Origin of the sequence: Candidatus Methylomirabilis sp. (genome assembly GCF_028716865.1) — a bacterium.
Taxonomy (GTDB): Bacteria; Methylomirabilota; Methylomirabilia; order Methylomirabilales; family Methylomirabilaceae; genus Methylomirabilis.
Genome location: NZ_JAQUOY010000010.1, coordinates 1 through 16,699 on the forward strand (window position 1 = coordinate 1; position 16,699 = coordinate 16,699).

Annotated in this window: 14 protein-coding genes; 11 read left to right on the top strand and 3 right to left on the bottom strand. The window is 56.3% G+C overall.

The genetic code is table 11. The features are described from left to right. The first annotated feature begins 219 nt into the window (after window positions 1-219). The 3 genes from PHV01_RS05550 to PHV01_RS05560 all read left to right on the top strand — a co-directional run bounded on the left by PHV01_RS05550 (window position 220) and on the right by PHV01_RS05560 (window position 1,108). Window positions 220-435 carry a hypothetical protein gene (locus tag PHV01_RS05550; protein ID WP_337290156.1) on the top strand — a complete coding sequence of 72 codons (216 nt, stop codon included), beginning with the start codon at window positions 220-222 and terminating at the stop codon, window positions 433-435. Continuing rightward, entirely contained in the window at window positions 419-748 is a 330-nt protein-coding gene (locus PHV01_RS05555) for a type II toxin-antitoxin system PemK/MazF family toxin (protein WP_337290157.1), read from the top strand. Before PHV01_RS05550 ends, PHV01_RS05555 begins: the two co-directional genes overlap by 17 nt. A gap of 96 nt (window positions 749-844) precedes the next feature. Next, the gene (locus tag PHV01_RS05560) at window positions 845-1,108 is read left to right on the top strand and encodes a hypothetical protein (RefSeq protein ID WP_337290158.1); all 264 of its coding nucleotides are present in this window, start codon (window positions 845-847) and stop codon (window positions 1,106-1,108) included. A gap of 107 nt (window positions 1,109-1,215) precedes the next feature. Here the strand turns inward: PHV01_RS05560 and purU are convergent, their stop codons facing one another. The 3 genes from purU to PHV01_RS05575 form a co-directional block, all read right to left on the bottom strand. After that, window positions 1,216-2,076: a formyltetrahydrofolate deformylase gene (gene purU, locus PHV01_RS05565; RefSeq protein WP_337290159.1), complete on the bottom strand. Its 861-nt coding sequence runs from the start codon at window positions 2,074-2,076 to the stop codon at window positions 1,216-1,218. A gap of 368 nt (window positions 2,077-2,444) precedes the next feature. Beyond that, a complete protein-coding gene (gltA, locus tag PHV01_RS05570; RefSeq protein ID WP_337290160.1) occupies window positions 2,445-3,947 on the bottom strand; it encodes an NADPH-dependent glutamate synthase in 1,503 nt (500 codons plus the stop codon). Window positions 3,948-3,962: 15 nt separating this feature from the next. Continuing rightward, window positions 3,963-5,609 (bottom strand): sulfide/dihydroorotate dehydrogenase-like FAD/NAD-binding protein, encoded by a 1,647-nt coding sequence (locus PHV01_RS05575; RefSeq protein WP_337290161.1) that lies wholly within the window; start codon window positions 5,607-5,609, stop codon window positions 3,963-3,965. Window positions 5,610-6,095: 486 nt separating this feature from the next. Between PHV01_RS05575 and PHV01_RS05580 the strand changes: the two genes are divergently transcribed. The 8 genes from PHV01_RS05580 (at window position 6,096) to PHV01_RS05615 (ending at window position 16,346) form a co-directional block, all read left to right on the top strand. Then, window positions 6,096-6,812 carry a methyltransferase domain-containing protein gene (locus PHV01_RS05580; protein WP_337290162.1) on the top strand — a complete coding sequence of 239 codons (717 nt, stop codon included), beginning with the start codon at window positions 6,096-6,098 and terminating at the stop codon, window positions 6,810-6,812. Window positions 6,813-7,030: 218 nt separating this feature from the next. Further along, a complete protein-coding gene (locus tag PHV01_RS05585) occupies window positions 7,031-7,462 on the top strand; it encodes a heavy metal-binding domain-containing protein (RefSeq protein WP_337290163.1) in 432 nt (143 codons plus the stop codon). Between the two features lie 283 nt (window positions 7,463-7,745). After that, window positions 7,746-9,029 carry a transporter gene (locus PHV01_RS05590; RefSeq protein WP_337290164.1) on the top strand — a complete coding sequence of 428 codons (1,284 nt, stop codon included), beginning with the start codon at window positions 7,746-7,748 and terminating at the stop codon, window positions 9,027-9,029. Window positions 9,030-9,047: 18 nt separating this feature from the next. Next, window positions 9,048-9,995 (top strand): ABC transporter substrate-binding protein, encoded by a 948-nt coding sequence (locus PHV01_RS05595; protein ID WP_337290165.1) that lies wholly within the window; start codon window positions 9,048-9,050, stop codon window positions 9,993-9,995. 36 nt (window positions 9,996-10,031) lie between these two features. Further along, on the top strand, window positions 10,032-12,224 hold the full coding sequence (locus tag PHV01_RS05600; protein WP_337290166.1) for an ATP-binding protein: 2,193 nt from the start codon (window positions 10,032-10,034) through the stop codon (window positions 12,222-12,224). A gap of 10 nt (window positions 12,225-12,234) precedes the next feature. Beyond that, the gene (locus PHV01_RS05605; RefSeq protein WP_337290167.1) at window positions 12,235-12,606 is read left to right on the top strand and encodes a response regulator; all 372 of its coding nucleotides are present in this window, start codon (window positions 12,235-12,237) and stop codon (window positions 12,604-12,606) included. Between the two features lie 83 nt (window positions 12,607-12,689). Then, window positions 12,690-14,072: a sigma-54 dependent transcriptional regulator gene (locus tag PHV01_RS05610; RefSeq protein WP_337290168.1), complete on the top strand. Its 1,383-nt coding sequence runs from the start codon at window positions 12,690-12,692 to the stop codon at window positions 14,070-14,072. A gap of 1,095 nt (window positions 14,073-15,167) precedes the next feature. Continuing rightward, entirely contained in the window at window positions 15,168-16,346 is a 1,179-nt protein-coding gene (locus PHV01_RS05615) for a glycosyltransferase family 2 protein (protein WP_337290169.1), read from the top strand. Window positions 16,347-16,699: the final 353 nt, after the last annotated feature.

Genomic DNA, 16,699 nt, shown 5'->3' on the forward strand with positions numbered 1-16,699 from the left:
GGCGCTCAAGCTCTACATCCGCTTCTACAACCACCACCGCCTGCACTCTGGCATTGACTACCACACGCCGGAAGAGTATGAGGGATTGGTGACGTGAAGTCGTGTCCACTTTTTCGGGGGAAGATCCACGCCTCCTAACGTCGGCGCCCCTCAGCTTGGTTCGTTCGACGGAAGAGTCGCCGTATTGACAAGGATATCGTCGCAGGCTATGGTGAAGCCATGAGCAAAACGATAGAATTTGAAACCGAATTGACTGGCGGTCCCACTCTGAGCATACCTCCGGAGATTGCCGCCGCTTTGCCGTCAAAGGGAAAGGTGACAATTGTGGTTGTTGTGGACATGGATCCCGAGGACACCACATGGCGCAAGGCGGCCTATGAGCAGTTTCTGAGTGATGACTCAGAGGACGACGCAGTCTATGACAAGTACCGTTGAACTCGGCGACGTGTATGTCTGTGTGTTCCCTTTCACCTCCGGGCAAGGGGCCAGGGCCAGACCTGTTCTGGTCTTGATGGACCTCGGTCCCGATTGCCTCGTCTGTCGAATCACCTCTGTCCCGCATCGCGGTTTCCTCGACCTGCCAGTAACCAATTGGCAAGAAGCCGGTCTAGAGAAACCATCCACAATCAGGCTGTCTCGTTTGGTCACGGTGGAAAAGCCTCTCCTCAAGGTCCGTATCGGAAGATTGGCCCGCGCGGATTTGGATCGGGTGAGAACGCTGTGGAACGAGAAGTTCCGTCTGGAGTAATCGTCGACCCGCAGAGTGAAGGCGATGCGGGCACGCCACGCGCCTCACTTTGACCGTTTGGCGCCAGACGTTTAGTCGCGGTGAGGAATTCCTCCTATGAAGACAGTGACTATTTCTCCACGTTCTCAGAGTATTCGAGGGCTGCTCGCGCAAGCAAGTCACGATAACCTGATTCTCCGTGCACCGGATGGGCGAGAGTTCATCCTGGCAGAAATCGATGATTTTGATCGCGAGATTGAATTGACTCGCCAAAACAAAGCGTTAATGAAATTGTTGGCGGCTCGTTCCAAGCCCAAGAAGCGAATTCCCCTCGCTCAGGCGCGGAGACAGTTGGGATTGACCAAGTCGGCAGCGGCGTAAGCTGCCGCCTCACTCAGCCACTGCACCTAACCGCCGCTCGCTTGGGGTTCGGAATGAACCTGAGAGGACGCGGTGGGGGGGAGGACGGCAGCAGATAACTGGTAACGTTAGGCAAACACTACGGTTTTGTTGCCGTGCACCAGCACCTTGTCCTCCAGGTGCCAGGTGACGGCCCGCGCCAGCACCATCCGCTCCACGTGGCGGCCAATCCGCTTCAGGTCCTCCACGCTGTGACGGTGATCCACCCGCTCCACATCCTGCTCGATGATCGGCCCGGCATCCAGCGCGTCGGTCGCGTAATGCGCCGTGGCGCCGATCAATTTGACCCCGCGTAGGTACGCCTGCGCATAGGGATCCGCCCCGACAAAGGCCGGTAAAAAGCTGTGGTGGATGTTGATAATTCGGTTGGGAAACCGGCCGATGAAAGCCGGCGAAAGGATTTGCATATAGCGAGCCATGACGATCAGGTCAACCTTGCCCTCGACCAGTTGAAGCTGTGCGGCCTCGGCCTGATCGTATCTTTCCCGCGTGACCTCGATGTGGTGAAAAGGAATGCCGTAGGCCTCTACAAGTCCGCGCAGGTCGGTGTGATTGCTCACCACCATGGCAATGTCTGCCGCCATGTCGCCCGCCTTCCACCGCCAGAGTAGCTCCAGCAGGCAGTGGTCCTCCCTCGACACAAAGATAGCCAGGGGTTTGACACGGGCTGCGTACGCCAGCCTCCACTCCATCCGGAACCGATCGGCAACCGGCTCGAAGGCTCGCGTGAGTGAAGCGCCACGACTGTCCAGCTCCGGGAGGTCGAACTCGATCCGCATGAAAAAGACGCCCCCCTCCGGGTCGGTGGTATGCTGGTCCGAGTGCACAATATTGGCGCCCTGTTCAAACAAGCACTGCGACACTGCCGCCACGATGCCTGGACGGTCAGGACACGAGATCAGCAGGCGGGCACGCGCGCTCAACGTCATGGGCTCTCCTCCATTCAGAATCGCTCCAGAAGAAGCGTAGTCCGAATTCGAGGACAAGGCAAGGTGAATGACAAGGAACGTCACTGAAGCGCTTGTCTGACACGGTAAGCGTGGAACGCTATACTATCCGTATAGAGCCACCTTGAGAAGCGACGAAGGTGCCCGAGCCAGGGCATGAGATGAATTGGTTGAGTTCCAGGGCGATAACAGAGCAGGAAGTCTGGGGATGGCCTATACGCGTGAATCGATACGTGAAGCGGTCGAACGCGCCGGGGATGAGCACTGGCAGGCGCTCATCGCGCACCACGTAGACGCCTATCCCGCGAGTCGGCCCACGCCTGGTGATGTCTATCGATTAGAAGCGGAGTCTATCGCTTCGCCTTGGCAAAGCGCCCTTCCCACTGTACGCCGGGGGCGTTGGGATCAGTGGGGATATTCAGTTCGTAGTTGAACTGGTCCGTAAGGTATTCATGAATATGCCTGGCAGCCTGCTTCGCTTGTCCCATGGCCAGGATCACCGTGGAGCCGCCAGTAACGACGTCGCCGCCGGCGAAGACACCCTTCTTACTTGTATAGAAGGTCGTGGGATCCACCATGACAATGCCCCACTTGTTCGTGCGGAGCTCAGGCGTCATGCTGGGGATGATCGGGTTCACGTCGCATCCCAATGAGAACACCACCGTGTCCACCTCATCGATGAAATACTCGCCGGTGGGCAGCGGCTTTCGTCTGCCGGATTCATCCGGTTCAGACAGCTTCATCACCTCACACTTGACGCCTTTGACGAAGTGGCGCTCGTCACCGATGAACTCCACGGGGTTGGACAGCCATTTAAAGTTGATAAACTCCTGCTCGGCGTGCTCCAGCTCCTCCGTCCTGGCTGGGGCCTCCTCGTGAGAGCGGCGGTAGTAACAGGTGACATCCGCCCCAAGCCTCTTGCCGGTACGAAGTACGTCCATGGCGGTATTGCCGGCGCCGATGACCGCCATCTTCTTGCCTTGGTAGAGGGGCGTGGGATAGTGGGGGAACTGGTTGGCGTTCATGAGATAGATTCTGGTGAGATATTCGTTGGCAGAATAGACACCATTCAGATTTTCGCCGGGAATGCCCAGCATCTTCGGTAGGCCGGCGCCGGTGCCGATGAACACCGCATCAAATCCTTCCTTTTCCAGCAGGTCATCGATGGTCAGGATCTTGCCGATGACCATGTTATAGACGAACTCGACCCCCATATCTTCAAGCAGCTTGAGATCTTCGTCAATGACCTCCAGCGGCAGGCGAAACCGAGGGATGCCGTATACCATCACACCCCCGCCCCGGTGGAACGCCTCGAATACCGTCACCTCATGGCCGCGGGTGCGAAGCTCGTAGGCGCAGGTCAGCCCCGCGGGACCGGAGCCGATAACGGCCACCCGCTTGCCGGTCAAGGGTGGCATGTCCGGAATCCGGTCCAGCTTGTGCTCCCGCTCGTAGTCCGCCACAAACCGTTCCAGATTGCCGATGCCCACCGGATCATTCTTCTTGCCCACAACGCACACCGCTTCGCACTGCTTGTCCTGAGGGCAGACCCGGCCGCAGGCGGCTGGAAGGAAGTTGGTCTCTCGAATCTTTTTTGCCGCGGCGCCGATGTCCCCCTCCTCAACCAGCTTAATGAAGGCAGGGATGTTAATGCCTACGGGGCACGCGGGCACGCATTCGGGCTTCTTGCACTGAATGCACCGTATAGCCTCGTCCATGGCCTGCTCCTGTGAGTAGCCGACAGGCACCTCCTCCCAGGTGTGAATGCGCAGCCCTGCCGAATGCAACGGCATGACGTTACGCGGCTTCTTCATCCGCTCCTTCGAGCTTAACCCCTTCGTGACTTCTGCCATGTTGACGTCTCTCCCTTATCGATGCATCGCCTCAAAGGCGATCTTTTCCTGTTCCACGAACATCTGCTGGCGCTTCACCAACTCGTTGAAGTCCACCTGGTGCGCGTTGAAATCCGGCCCGTGATAGCAGGCGAACCTGGTTTTGCCGCCTACCGTCACCCGACAGGCGCCGCACATACCGGTGCCGTCCACCATGATGGCGTTCAGCGAGACCCATGCCTCGATCCCCTTCCCCTCCGTCATCTTGGCGACGGCCATCATCATCGGCACGGGGCCGACCGCCAACACCATGGACACCTTCTCCCGCGCCATGATCTTCTCCAGCGCGTGGGTGACGAAGCCTTGAATGCCGACCGACCCGTCATTGGTGGTGACGAACACCTCGTCGCACACCGCCTTGAGCTCGTCCACCAGTATCAGCAGGTCCTTCGTGCGGGCGCCCACCACGCCGTAGACCTTGTTGCCGAGCTGCCTCAAATCCCGCGCCGTGGGGATGACGGCGCCCGTGCCGTAGCCGCCACCGAGCACCACGCAGGCGCCCTCGTATTTGGTCACATGGGAGCGCTGGCCCAGCGGCCCCACAACGTCCTGGAAGCTGTCGCCCACGTTTTTCTGTGTGGCCTCGGTGGAGGTCCTGCCCGCCGCCATGATGACGATTTCGATGTACCCTTTGTCCCTGTCCCATCCGGCAATGGAGAGGGGGATGCGCTCGCTGTCAGAGTTGGGCCGCATGATGATGAACTGCCCGGCCTGTATCTTTTTAGCCAGAAGCGGCGCGTTGACCTTGAAGTAGTACGTGTTGGCGCACAGCTCCCGCTTTTCAAGTATCGAAAAATCCTGGTGGTATCTGCCCCTGGATAGGTTCTCGCTTGCTTGCGAGCTATGCTGGCAGTAGTGAAGCTGATATTCGGCTTCACTACGGACGATAAAGGCACTGTCCCAGTCGAAGTGATCCATCCCGAGGATGGCACGGAAGGCGTTGTGACTTTTCTCCACCTGCTCCGGCGTGAAATAGGAGTGGCGAACGCCTTTGCCTATGGCGCGCACGGCGTGCCTGCGGACAAGGGGCGACGGATCCGCAAGACCGGCGAACAGCCTGTCAAACAGCATCGTCCGGTCCGCATCGCTGATCGTCTCAGGGGGGATGCGGTTGAAGATCCGCCCCACACAGTACAAGGCGGCGGACTTCACCTGTTTATTGGAAGACTCTGCGCATCTGACGGCCTCAGGCAGGATCCTGGCAATGGCCGGATCGGTGAAATGTCCCGCCGCCAACAGAAGGTTTATTTGCGCGTAGTCGTCGCTCCTGCTCGTATCGAACCAGGAGCGAAGCAGATCGACGACAGGAGCGCCGACCTGCCCCAAGGCGCCCGCGAAATGCTCCGCCGATTCCGCATCAGCCTCAACGAGTTGCTCGATCATCCACTCAGCCACCTCTGCGCCAAGAGAGGCCAGGACCGACTCGCTCTGATCAATGAGTTGAGACAGTTCCGCATCGTCGCCGGGATCGCGGTAGAAGGTAGTGGAGATCGCCGCCGCCAGTTCCTGCTTCTCCTCGGAAGAGAGGTCGGAAAGCGTCGACACCTCCGCTAAGGCGGCCTTTAGCTGGTCAGTGTTCTGGGATGAGATGTTCGCTGTGATGTTGTTGATCCTATTTGTCATCGGGGCAAGCTTCCTCCTAAAATCCTTCACCTCTTACGCTTTTGCTTGAGCAGAAAATACGCATTTATGATACACAATATTTCACCAGTTCACAACCAAATCTGCAATCCCCCAGCAGTTTCAAAACTTTTGTCCGGATGTTGTTGATCCGCACCCTGCTCGCGGCGCCAGCAAGGCGGTTTATCGGAATCGAACGTCAAGTCGTTTTTGCGGACGCGGCAAGAGTGCGGTCCTTCCAGGAAAGCGTCGCCTCCCCCTGAACAGTCTCCAACCCAGATGCCGACCACCCACTTATTTAGATCCTTTCGAAATTGCTGTCAATCATCTGATGTCTTCAATGGGAGGACACGACAGAGTCACCTGTCGAGTTGCACCCAACCTCGGAGAAAGCGCTTGACATCCCGCGCGTTCCGCATTGATATTGCACGTAGCATGCGGTTGAGTCCTGCGGTCAGCGGGTGCGGAGGATAGGATTTAGGATTAAGGATGGGTTATAAGAAGGCAGGATATATCCCGGCGCTGGGCTGGAATTTCCTCACCCCACTCTACGATCCCCTCGTTCGCCTTACCACACGCGAGATGAGCTTCAAGAGTCGCCTCCTGGATGAAGCAGGCCTCGATGAAGCCGCTCGGATTCTGGATGTGGGGTGCGGCACGGGAACACTACTGTTGTTGCTGAGGCGCAGGTTAAAATCTCTGTTGGCTATTGGCCTGGATGGTGATATGAACGTGCTGGGCATTGCGAGGTCAAAGGCCCACAGGCATGTCGAGGACATTGCGTTCGTTCAGGCGTTCTGCTTTGCGATCCCTTTTGCCGATGGCGCGTTCGATCGAGTCCTCTCGAGCCTGATGCTGCACCATCTGACACGATCCGAGAAGACCCGAACGCTGCAGGAGATCTTTCGCGTTCTGCGCCCCGGGGGAGAGTTGCACGTCGCCGACTGGGGGCGACCCCACAACCTGCTGATGCGCGCGTTGGCTTTTTCTGTGCGTCTCGGTGACAGTTTCGCCAGAACTGCTGATAACGTGGAGGGACGCCTGCCTCTGCTTTTCCGGGACGCCGGATTTGAGGACGTGGCGGAGACAGCGAGGTATGCGACGCTATTCGGTACATTGTCGCTATACAGGGCGCGCAAGCCACCTACGACTGCCGCTCAGCGGCACGCAGGCAGTTTCTCTGCGCACTCGCTAACCGGCGTATGAGGCCACGGCGCAAGAGTCGCCCGGTAAACACATCAGATCAGAGCGGGCAAAGGATAGGCCGTTCCGGCACGTACGTTGTAACCCTTCGCGCTTCGCGTGTCGAGCAGTACCTGCGTAGTGGACGCAACGCTCTTTTGACGGCTGGACCCTTGCAGGCCAGGCTGTGGCCGCGGTGGCGGGAGGCCGGGTCATGGGGGGAGGAATCATAGGAGGGAAAAATGGCCCCTGTATTGGCTGTGATCTTTGTCGTGATGGCTTTATTTGGTTTAGCGTGGCCCTTTCTCCACGCGTATCGAATGAAGAAGAGAAGAATCAATCTAGATAAGGAGATCCAGATTTATCAGAATCGGATTACTATAGTTACCTCAGACTCCATCTCGGGACGAGTAACGGAACAGGTACTGGGTCCCGTCACAGGAACATCGCAAATACCCGCCTCGAATGATGAGGAGCGAAAGCTGGCCGAGCGGGAGGCGATGCACAGTCTGATCAAACAAGCGTACCAGATGGGGGCTAACGCAATTATTGGTCTGAATACGGCTACAGAAAGTTTTGAGTTTACAGATCCGAAGAAGTTCGTCGTCTTCCCCGCTGTCAAGTTTACGGCCACGAAGGTGATCTATACGGGAACGGCTGTGAAACTGACCTAGTCCGATTCCAGAAGAAAGAAACCGGGAGGCATCTTATAATAGTGGGTTCAGGGGTACCAGTGCCGGCGAGCCCTGCCGTGCGGCACCTCGCCGGTGGGGCTGGTGACCATAAGCTTGGATTGTTCTGCCACCCCCTGAAAATGACTTGACTCTGTTTTCTCTGGTATGGTATCGGTTGCACGATTTCTGCTAGGTTTCTTTCCAGGTTCGTCTGTGTGCCCCACCCTACGCGACAACAAGGCAAGGGGGCGATCGCCGTTGTGCTTATCCTGGGAGTTTTTGGATGACCTTGCGCCTCCGAGCCACCACAACCCTTTTGCTGATCCTCTGGATTGGATGGTTCGCCCGTCCCGCCGAGGCTACGGATCTCAAGAATACCATCAGGAATCTCTATGGCAGCAAGGGGATCCTCCTCGAACCAATCGGCCTCCCCTTTTTCACCCAGGAGTCCCGTTTTCAGGCATCATCGCTTCAGGGACTTGACCAGCTCAATACCCAGTTGACCTCCTCAATAGGGCTTCCCTCGTTTAGCTCCTCGGTGACCGGTTTCACCTTCGACTTGGATCGCGGGATTCCGGTTCGAACCACTGAAAGCCTCGGTCCCTTACTGACGGAGCGCGCCACGACCCTTGGCGCGCACAAGCTCGATGTGACCTTCACGTACACTCGGCTGAGCTTCACCAAGCTGCAAGGCAAAGACCTCGATAACTTGGAGCTTGTGTTCCTGCGGGACGATGCTAACGGAAACGGGATCCGAGATACGAGCGGCCCGTTCAGCTTTGAGAGTGACATCATCCGCGCCAAGCTCAAGGTCGATCTCAATGAAGACATTTTTGCCTTCATCGCGACGTACGGTTTCACCTCAGCATGGGACGTGGGACTCGTCGTCCCCTTCATCCATGTTCGACTCACTGCCAGGGCTTCTGCTGCCATCTTCGATCAGTTTGGCAATCCCGGTGGCACCATAAGCGGCAGCCTCCCGATCCACCGGTTCGGGCCCAACTCCAACTGTAACCCTTCTGTCGTCCCACGCAACTCTACCGCCACCTGCAGCGCCTCCGGAGGTGGTGATGAGACCGGCCTCGGGGATATCATCCTTCGAACGAAATATAACTTCTTTCGCAACTCCAATAGCTTCGCCCCTGACCTGGCGTTTCTGGTCGAAGTGAAGCTTCCGACGGGGGATGAGGGACGACTCCTGGGAACCGGCGGGACGAACCTAGCCGGCCTCCTTATAGCGTCCAAAACCTATGGGCGATGGTTCACCCCTCACGTCAATGTCGGCTACGAGATCGACACCAAGGACCTTGAGCAGAACACCATCAGGTATGCTCTTGGTTTCGACGCGCGTCTCCTGTCAAAGCTGTCGTTTGATGCGGACGTGATCGGTCGACAGAAGCCTGAAGGAAACGGAACCGGGAACCATACCGTGGACCTATCCCTCGGCGTGAAATGGAATCCTCTCAATTCCTGGATACTCCGGGCGAACGTCCAGATTCCACTGGACAAAAATAGCGGCCTCCGGGCCGATTTTATTCCGACAGTAGGGGTCGAGTATCTTTTCTAATGTCGTAGGATCTCCTGAATGTCATTCCTGACAATTCGTACCGCCTCCCTCGTCTGTATGGCCTATATCGTCGTTGGAGCAATTGTCTTCTCCTCGACGCCGACAGAGGCAGCAAAGATCATCGCGCTCAAGAGCGCCGATGTCGATGTCTACAATGAAGCGCTGGAGGGGTTCAAGAGCGCTTTGCAGGAATCTACCATCGTCGAGTACGATATGGAGGGAGACCTCCAGAGAGGGAAGAAGTTCCTGGCGCGACTCAAGTCCGGTCCCAAGCCGGATCTCATCCTTGCGGTAGGGATCTGGGCCTTACAGGTTGTGGTCGAAGAAGTACAAGATATCCCGGTTGTCTTTGCTATGGTGCTGAACCCCACCACAGTGATCGGGCAAGAGGCTCGCAATATCACCGGGGCGAGTATGAATGTTCCGATTGAACAACAACTTGCCCTGCTGAAAAAAGTCTCGCCCCAGGTGAGGAGAATCGGCGTCATTTATGATCCCTCTCAGACCGGCTTTTTGGTGAGACAGGCTGAACGACTCGCCAAGGATCTTGGCCTCAGACTCGTGACAAAGGCTATCACCTCACCAAAGGACTCGTTTGCTGCCCTCGATGCCATACAGGATGAGATCGACGCCCTCTGGATCTTGCCGGATCTGACCGTTCTGACGTCGGAATCGGTCCAGTACATGCTGCTCTTCTCCTTCAGACATAAGATTCCCGTTCTAGGTCTCTCAGAAAATCAGGTTCGAATGGGCGCTCTGTTCGGTCTCTCTTTTGAAAGCGGGTGGGATATCGGAAGCCAGGCCTCTGAGTTGGCGAACGGGATTCTTTCCGGCAGGAGCGTCGAACAGATCCCGTTTACGACAGCAAGAAAGGTGCGGTTGGCGGTGAATCTGAAGATCGCCGGCAAGCTCGGTGTGCACATCCCGAAGGAGATCCTTGACCGGGCAGCCGTGGTGATTCGATAGCTCAAGAGAGACCATGGGTAGCGGAAGGATAAGCAGATGGTAATCAGACGGATGACCAGATTCAGGACGAAGGTCTTGTGGTCGATCATTCCGATGATCCTGGCGCTCTGCGTCCTCTTTGGTGGGATGTCGCTCTATCAGCACAACAGATTGCTGCGTCGAGAGTTTGCGAAACAGGGAAAGGCTCTCGCCAGTAATCTGGCCGCCAGCGGCGAGCTGGGCGTGTTTAGTGAGGACGAGCGGTTTCTGAACGCCTCGTTGCGCGGGATCACCGGTGAAGAAGATGTTGCCTACGTCTTTATTTACAACGACACTGGAAAGCGCCTGATCGGCGGAGGCAAGGCCCTAGCCCAATCCGGTCCAGCATCGATCATCGAACCCTTGAGCGATGAGATCCGCACACGGATCCTAGCCACCCGCCAACCTGTCAGCAGGACCCTCAAGGACGCCGCGGGCGAGTCGTTCTTGGAGTTCTACGCCCCGATCCTCTCTGCCGAAGTCCGCCTGATTGAGGAACAATTCTTCGGGATGCCCGGGTCCGATCGAGGTCCCGGTGAGAACCGAACTCGAGTCATCGGGATTGCAAGAGTCGGCCTGTCGATGCGAAACATTGATGCCCACTCAGCCTACTTGATCAAACTCTGGGCCATTCTGTCTATTATCTTTTTGGCTGCCGGCACCCTTGCCGCATACGCTCTCTCCCGGAGGATCACACAGCCGATTACCCGATTGACGGAATCTGCCGCGCGGATGGCCGAGGGACAGATCGACCAGGAAATCCCGGTCGATTCTCGGGATGAGATCGGGACATTGGCAACAACCTACAACGAGATGGCCAAGGCATTGAAACGAACCCTCGATGAGCGGACGAGGGTTGCCACGGAGCTCCGGGACTTGAACCGGAACCTGGAAGATCGGATCCGCGAACGGACCTCTCAACTACGCCACCTGCACCAGCTCGGCGTGTCCATGCAGGAACCACTCCCCCTGTCAGAACGGCTGAACTTAATTCTGAAAGGGGCGCATGAAGTTATTGGGTTTGATCGAATTATTATCTGGCTACCGGATCGCGAGGATCTTTTTCTTGAGATGGCTGCCGCTGTCGGTTTTTCATCAGCGTCAGGGACAGTTCAGGTGCCAATCTCCGACGAGGTGCCCACGTTAGCGCGGGCCTATCGAGATCGAGTCGAGATCATCATTGAGGAGAGACATGGGGTTCCCCCGGAGCTTCGGGTGCAGCCCCCGTACGATAAGGTAACAGCCCTGCGCTCTCGCAACTTCGTGGTCTTGCCGCTGATCTCTCGAAGACGTTCTGTTGGAGTCCTTGCCGCCGACAACGCGGTTAGCCGAAAGCCGATTGCGCCGCAGTTCGACCTGCTCCGCATCTTCGCCTCTCAGGCGGCAGTGGCTATAGAGAACGCCCAGCTTTTCCAGGAGGTGGAAGAGACGAACCGTCAACTCGCGCGGGCGAGTCGCCACAAATCAGAGTTTCTGGCCAACATGAGTCATGAGTTACGGACGCCTCTGAACGCGATCCTGGGATTTACCGAGTTGATCATCGATGAGGTCTACGGCAAGGTTCCAGACGAGTTGCGCGAGTCGATCGAAGATATCCACACAAACGGCCGGCATTTGCTCAGGCTCATCAACGATGTGTTGGATCTCTCAAAGATCGAAGCCGGACAAATGCAGTTGAATTTGGGTCAATACTCCATTCAGTCATTTATCGACTCTGTAATCTCAGCAACGCGATCCCTCGCTGCAGAAAAGCAACTGGAGTTGGTCAGCCGAGTTGAGGCGGGTCTGCCGTCGGCGGTCAGCGATAGCAAGCGCATCACCCAGATCCTGATGAATCTGGTAGGCAATGCCATCAAGTTCACCCCGGCAGGGGGATCGATTATCGTCACCGCCCGATGTGTACGTGTTAAGGAGTGTGAGGTACCGGGGGCGAGGCGGGAGGAGGAAGAGGCGAAGCCCTGGAACCCCGGCGATCAGATTGAGATCACCGTGGCAGACACGGGAATCGGCATTCCGGCCGAGGAGTTACAGAGTATTTTCAGCGAATTTCGCCAGGTTGATAGCTCCATCACCCGGGAATACGGCGGAAGCGGGTTGGGACTGAGCATCGCCAAGCGGCTGGTCGAGATGCATGGGGGGTCCATCTGGGCGGAAAGCCAGGTCGGAAAGGGGTCAATCTTCTACTTCAGGATTCCGCTCCGAATCCAGTGAGGGATAGACGATGAGCGGAAAACTGATCTTGCATGTCGAGGACAACGAATATAATCGGAAAATCATCAGGGACCTTCTCTCCAAAAACAACTATGAAATCGTGGAGGCTTACAATGGGGAGGCAGCGCTCGTTGCGCTGGCTCGGCAGCGCCCTGATCTCATCCTGATGGATGTTCAGTTGCCTAAGCTGTCCGGTCTCGAAGTAACTCGCACGATCAGGGCGGATCCCTTGCTCGCCCAGATTCCGGTCATCGCCATCACCTCGTTTGCCCTGAGCGGGGATGACCAGTTGGCGCGCGATGCGGGTTGTAACGCTTATATCGCGAAGCCCTTCCGGCCACGGGACCTCTTGGAGATGATTCGACGCTTCATCGGTCCATAAGTACCCGCATCGGCAAAAGATTGTTGAAACCGGCAGGAAAAGGTTGCCGGTGAGTGTGGAAGAGGACTTCTGCTGGAGGAGAGATGGAAGGGTATCGCGCAAAAGTTCTGATTGTCGACGATGATCCATCGGCCAGGAAAATTCTCCAGAGCCGGTTGCGGGTGATGAACGCGCAGGTTCTTGTCGCATCCAGCGGCTCTGAGGCCTTAGAGCAGATCCGGCGGGAGATGCCCGTGGTTGTCCTGCTTGATCTGCAGATGCCGAAGATGTCAGGGATCGACGTCCTGAGATCATTGAAGCGCGAAGGATTAGACGCGACGGTCATCGTTGTGACTGCGCACGCAAGCATTGAAAACGCTGTGGAGGCCATGAAGGAGGGCGCCTACGACTTTATCACCAAGCCTGTCGATTCACAGTACCTGGAAATCGTCCTGCGCAAGGCGTTCGAGCGGGAGTCCCTGCGAGCGCAAAATCGCTTCTTACAGACAGAGATGGAGGGTCGCCTCGTCCAGGTCGTAGCGGAAAATCCGGCTATGAAGAATCTGCTGCAGCTTGCCCGCCGCGCCGCCGACAGCAACTCAACCATCCTGCTCCTTGGCGAAAGCGGAACAGGGAAAGAGGTCTTGGCCAGAAGCATTCACCGGTGGAGTCCTCGAGCCAACCATCCGTTCACTGTCGTCAATTGCGCGGCCATCCCGGACCAGTTGCTGGAAAGCGAGCTCTTCGGCCACGAAAAAGGGGCCTTCACGGGCGCGCATCAACTCAAGAGAGGGAAGTTCGAAATTGCGGATCGCGGCACGGTATTTCTCGACGAAATCGGGGAGGTCCCGGCAAGTATCCAAACGAAACTACTCCGTGTCCTGCAGGACCATGAGTTTGAACGGGTTGGGGGAACCCGTACGATCAAGGCCGACATCCGCGTCATCGCGGCTACCAACGGCGATCTCGAGCGAGCTGTGCGGGATGGCGGCTTTCGCGAAGATCTTTTCTATCGACTGAACGTCGTCAGCATAAAGCTGCCGCCGCTGAGAGAGCGGAAAGAGGATATCCCGGTTTTGATCGATTACTTCCTACGAAAGTACGCGGGCGCGTTGAAGAAGCCTATGAAGCTCCTCGCCTTCGGTACGCTGGACGACTTGATCGCGTATCACTGGCCAGGAAATGTGCGCGAGCTAGAGAACGTGATCGAACGGGCGATGGTCTTGAGCACAGGGGACCAGATCGGCTCGGAGGACCTGCCGCCTCAAGTTACCGCAGGCCCGCGCCGCGAAACGTTCAGAGAAAAGGAGTTCCATGAGGCTGTCAAGGAGTTCAAGCGGTGGACGATTCAGGATGCCCTCAAGCGTTCGCACGGCAATCAGACGAAGGCGGCAGAGATCCTTGGACTTCAGCGTACCTATCTGGCCAAGCTTATCCGGTTACTTGAGATTAAGATTCCGAGTCTCACCGAAAAAGATCACTCTTAATTCAACCAAAAGGTTACATTCTGCGTACCTTTTCTGATTCTATATTGTATCTAATTCGGTACTATCGTCTGGTGCATCGCTTGCATCTACCAGATTTCACTCTCTTACCGAATCCTTCCTGAAGCCAATAAATCAATAAGATTGCGCCTTATTCTTTGTTGCATACGAGGTTCAGCCGCCGAGATATGATGTGGCACGCTTGTTGCTTTCTAAACATAGCAGTGTTGCAGTTTTTCCTCTGATCGTTGGTAGTGGTCGTTGCGATCGACTGTCTGAAGCGGCAGCAAAGTCGCAGGGTCGCTCAGCCGGCGATCGCTTCCCAAACACGGACGTCGCGTCCAATGGGTTAAAGCTGGAGAGCTCTCCGCTACCCCCCGGAGAGCTCTCCGCTATCCCATCCTCTCATGCATCCGCCGACTTTCTCCTCATAACTGGTCCAACCGCCTGCTGGGTTCTCGCTCTACCGACCTGATAGGGTAAAAACATTATTCAGGGGTAACCTCTCCTTCTTCTTTGACTAACGTAGCCGGAATTCGTTAAAATAATTTTTGTACTAACCGGTCGGTTTAAATGGAGCAATCATGTCTGGCGCTAAAGACCACATTATTGAGATCGCATCTCGTTTGGTGCATCTGAGGGGTTTTAATCATACGAGCATTGGGGGGATTCCGAAGGAAAGCAGCGTCGGAAAAGGGAATTTCTAACTATTTTAAAAGTAAAGAAGAGTTGGGCTATGCGATTATAGAAAACAACTTCAAGCGATTTTCAGAAGAGGTGACGGGAAAAGCCTTCGGAAATGACAGGGATGCTGCGGCGCAACCGGATGACCTTCTGGATATACTGCTTGACGCAGTAGTGTCCCAACGTTATTCAACGTTGGGACACTACTGGAAACGTATATAAGAGGAGGTCTTGGTTTCTGTGCCGGAAGGGAAACACGAAGCGCATGAAGTGTATAAAGCTATTACCTCTGAGCTCAGTCGAAGCACCTCATTCAGCCTCCACTCACCACCTTGTCCTCCTGCGACGCATCCCGCGATCGTGAACCCTGACGAACTACGCACTCGTAACGAGGTCGTGCGAGCAGGCCCATTAGTGTCCATCATCACGCCTTCCTATAACCAGGGCCACTTCATCGAGGAAACAATCTTAAGTATCTTAAATCAGGATTACCCTCACATTGAGTATATCGTCGTCGATGGTGGCTCGACTGACAATACTCTAGAAATCTTAAAGAGGTACGAGGGTCGGCTCACCTGGCTCTCTGAGCCGGATCGCGGACAATCTGATGCCATCAATAAGGGCTTTTGGCTGGCCAAGGGCGAACTCCTGGCCTGGCTCAACTCGGACGATACCTATTTGCCAGGCGCGGTGCGAAAAGCAGTCGCCCACCTTGTGGAGCATCCCGATACCATGATGGTGTACGGAGAGGGATATCAGATTGACGAAACAAGTCGGGCGAAGGGACGCTTTCCGTGGACAGAACCCTTCGATCTTTGGAGACTGGTCTACCTTTCGGACTATATCCTGCAGCAGACTACCTTCTTTAGACGAGAAGTGTTCGAGTCCATCGACATGCTGGACGAAACGCTTCACTGGGGGATGGATTGGGACCTCTGGATCCGCATCGCGAAAAAGTTCAACGTGGAGTACCTTCCTGAGTATTTTGCAAACTTGCGCCAGTACCCGGAGGCGAAAACCTATTCTGGAGGGGTCAAGCGATTCCGCGAGCTGGTCACCATAATGCGAAGGCATGGGACAAGGATGTATCCTCCGGCCTACATCATCTATGGGTTAGAAACTGTTTGGAAGAGTCTTCGGACCCTTGTAAAGCAGCTCCTCCCAGGCGGTGTGGACGGGCTTGGTGTCCTATCGCGGCTTATAAGTCCCCTACTGGGAAGCATCACCGGCGGCATTGTTCTACATGCGCAAGGCTATTATCCCGACGGCTGGGCTTCGCGGAAGGCGCATTTTCTACTGGTCAACCCTGGCCAGGCCACTTGCCTTCGCCTTGAAGGCGAACTCCCAACGCTACCCCGGGACGGCTTCAGGACGGCGATCCATGCCCAAGTCAACGGGCGGCTTCTGGACGGCCCGTTCACCGTCAAGCCCCGCTCGTTTACCTTAGCATGGCAGATCCCGGACGTGATGCGATCTTCAGCGCTCTTTGAAGTGACCCTGCTCTCGACCTCCTGGTTCGACCCAACCGATTTAGGAATCAAGAATGATCGGCGCCGGCTCTGCTATAAAATTCGCAAGCTCGCAGTCGAATAGACCCAGAGAGCAACCAGATCCCGCACGTCTGGCGACGAAGGGCGCGGGGGTGGCGTACGGGGAGTCCGGACGGAGCGTTCCCCGTGAGAACTGAAACGATAGCAGGGAGAGAATGTCGAACCGGTCTCATTGGTTGCGGCCGGTGGGGACGGGTCCTCTTGCAGAACTTTCGCCGCCTTGCGCGAGACGTTCTCACCAGATGACGAGAGGCTTTTCCGACAACACGACCCTGGCTTGCTCACCAGATATGGTTATGTTCGAGACGAGGATGACACATCAGCGCCCACTGCGCGCCGCGAGCTTCCTGCAATTGAGCTGAGAATTGAAATAACCCCGCAGCCAGAGCGACGGCC

Bases quoted from the DNA above. Each gene is read 5' to 3' on its own strand.
- PHV01_RS05605 (WP_337290167.1), top strand. From the start codon at position 12,235: ATGAGCGGAAAACTGATCTTGCATGTCGAGGACAACGAATATAATCGG.
- PHV01_RS05560 (WP_337290158.1), top strand. From the start codon at position 845: ATGAAGACAGTGACTATTTCTCCACGTTCTCAGAGTATTCGAGGGCTG.
- PHV01_RS05580 (WP_337290162.1), top strand. From the start codon at position 6,096: ATGGGTTATAAGAAGGCAGGATATATCCCGGCGCTGGGCTGGAATTTC.
- purU (WP_337290159.1), bottom strand. From the start codon at position 2,076: ATGACGTTGAGCGCGCGTGCCCGCCTGCTGATCTCGTGTCCTGACCGT.
- PHV01_RS05595 (WP_337290165.1), top strand. From the start codon at position 9,048: ATGTCATTCCTGACAATTCGTACCGCCTCCCTCGTCTGTATGGCCTAT.
- gltA (WP_337290160.1), bottom strand. From the start codon at position 3,947: ATGGCAGAAGTCACGAAGGGGTTAAGCTCGAAGGAGCGGATGAAGAAG.
- PHV01_RS05610 (WP_337290168.1), top strand. From the start codon at position 12,690: ATGGAAGGGTATCGCGCAAAAGTTCTGATTGTCGACGATGATCCATCG.
- PHV01_RS05590 (WP_337290164.1), top strand. From the start codon at position 7,746: ATGACCTTGCGCCTCCGAGCCACCACAACCCTTTTGCTGATCCTCTGG.
- PHV01_RS05555 (WP_337290157.1), top strand. From the start codon at position 419: ATGACAAGTACCGTTGAACTCGGCGACGTGTATGTCTGTGTGTTCCCT.
- PHV01_RS05600 (WP_337290166.1), top strand. From the start codon at position 10,032: ATGGTAATCAGACGGATGACCAGATTCAGGACGAAGGTCTTGTGGTCG.
- PHV01_RS05550 (WP_337290156.1), top strand. From the start codon at position 220: ATGAGCAAAACGATAGAATTTGAAACCGAATTGACTGGCGGTCCCACT.
- PHV01_RS05585 (WP_337290163.1), top strand. From the start codon at position 7,031: ATGGCCCCTGTATTGGCTGTGATCTTTGTCGTGATGGCTTTATTTGGT.
- PHV01_RS05575 (WP_337290161.1), bottom strand. From the start codon at position 5,609: ATGACAAATAGGATCAACAACATCACAGCGAACATCTCATCCCAGAAC.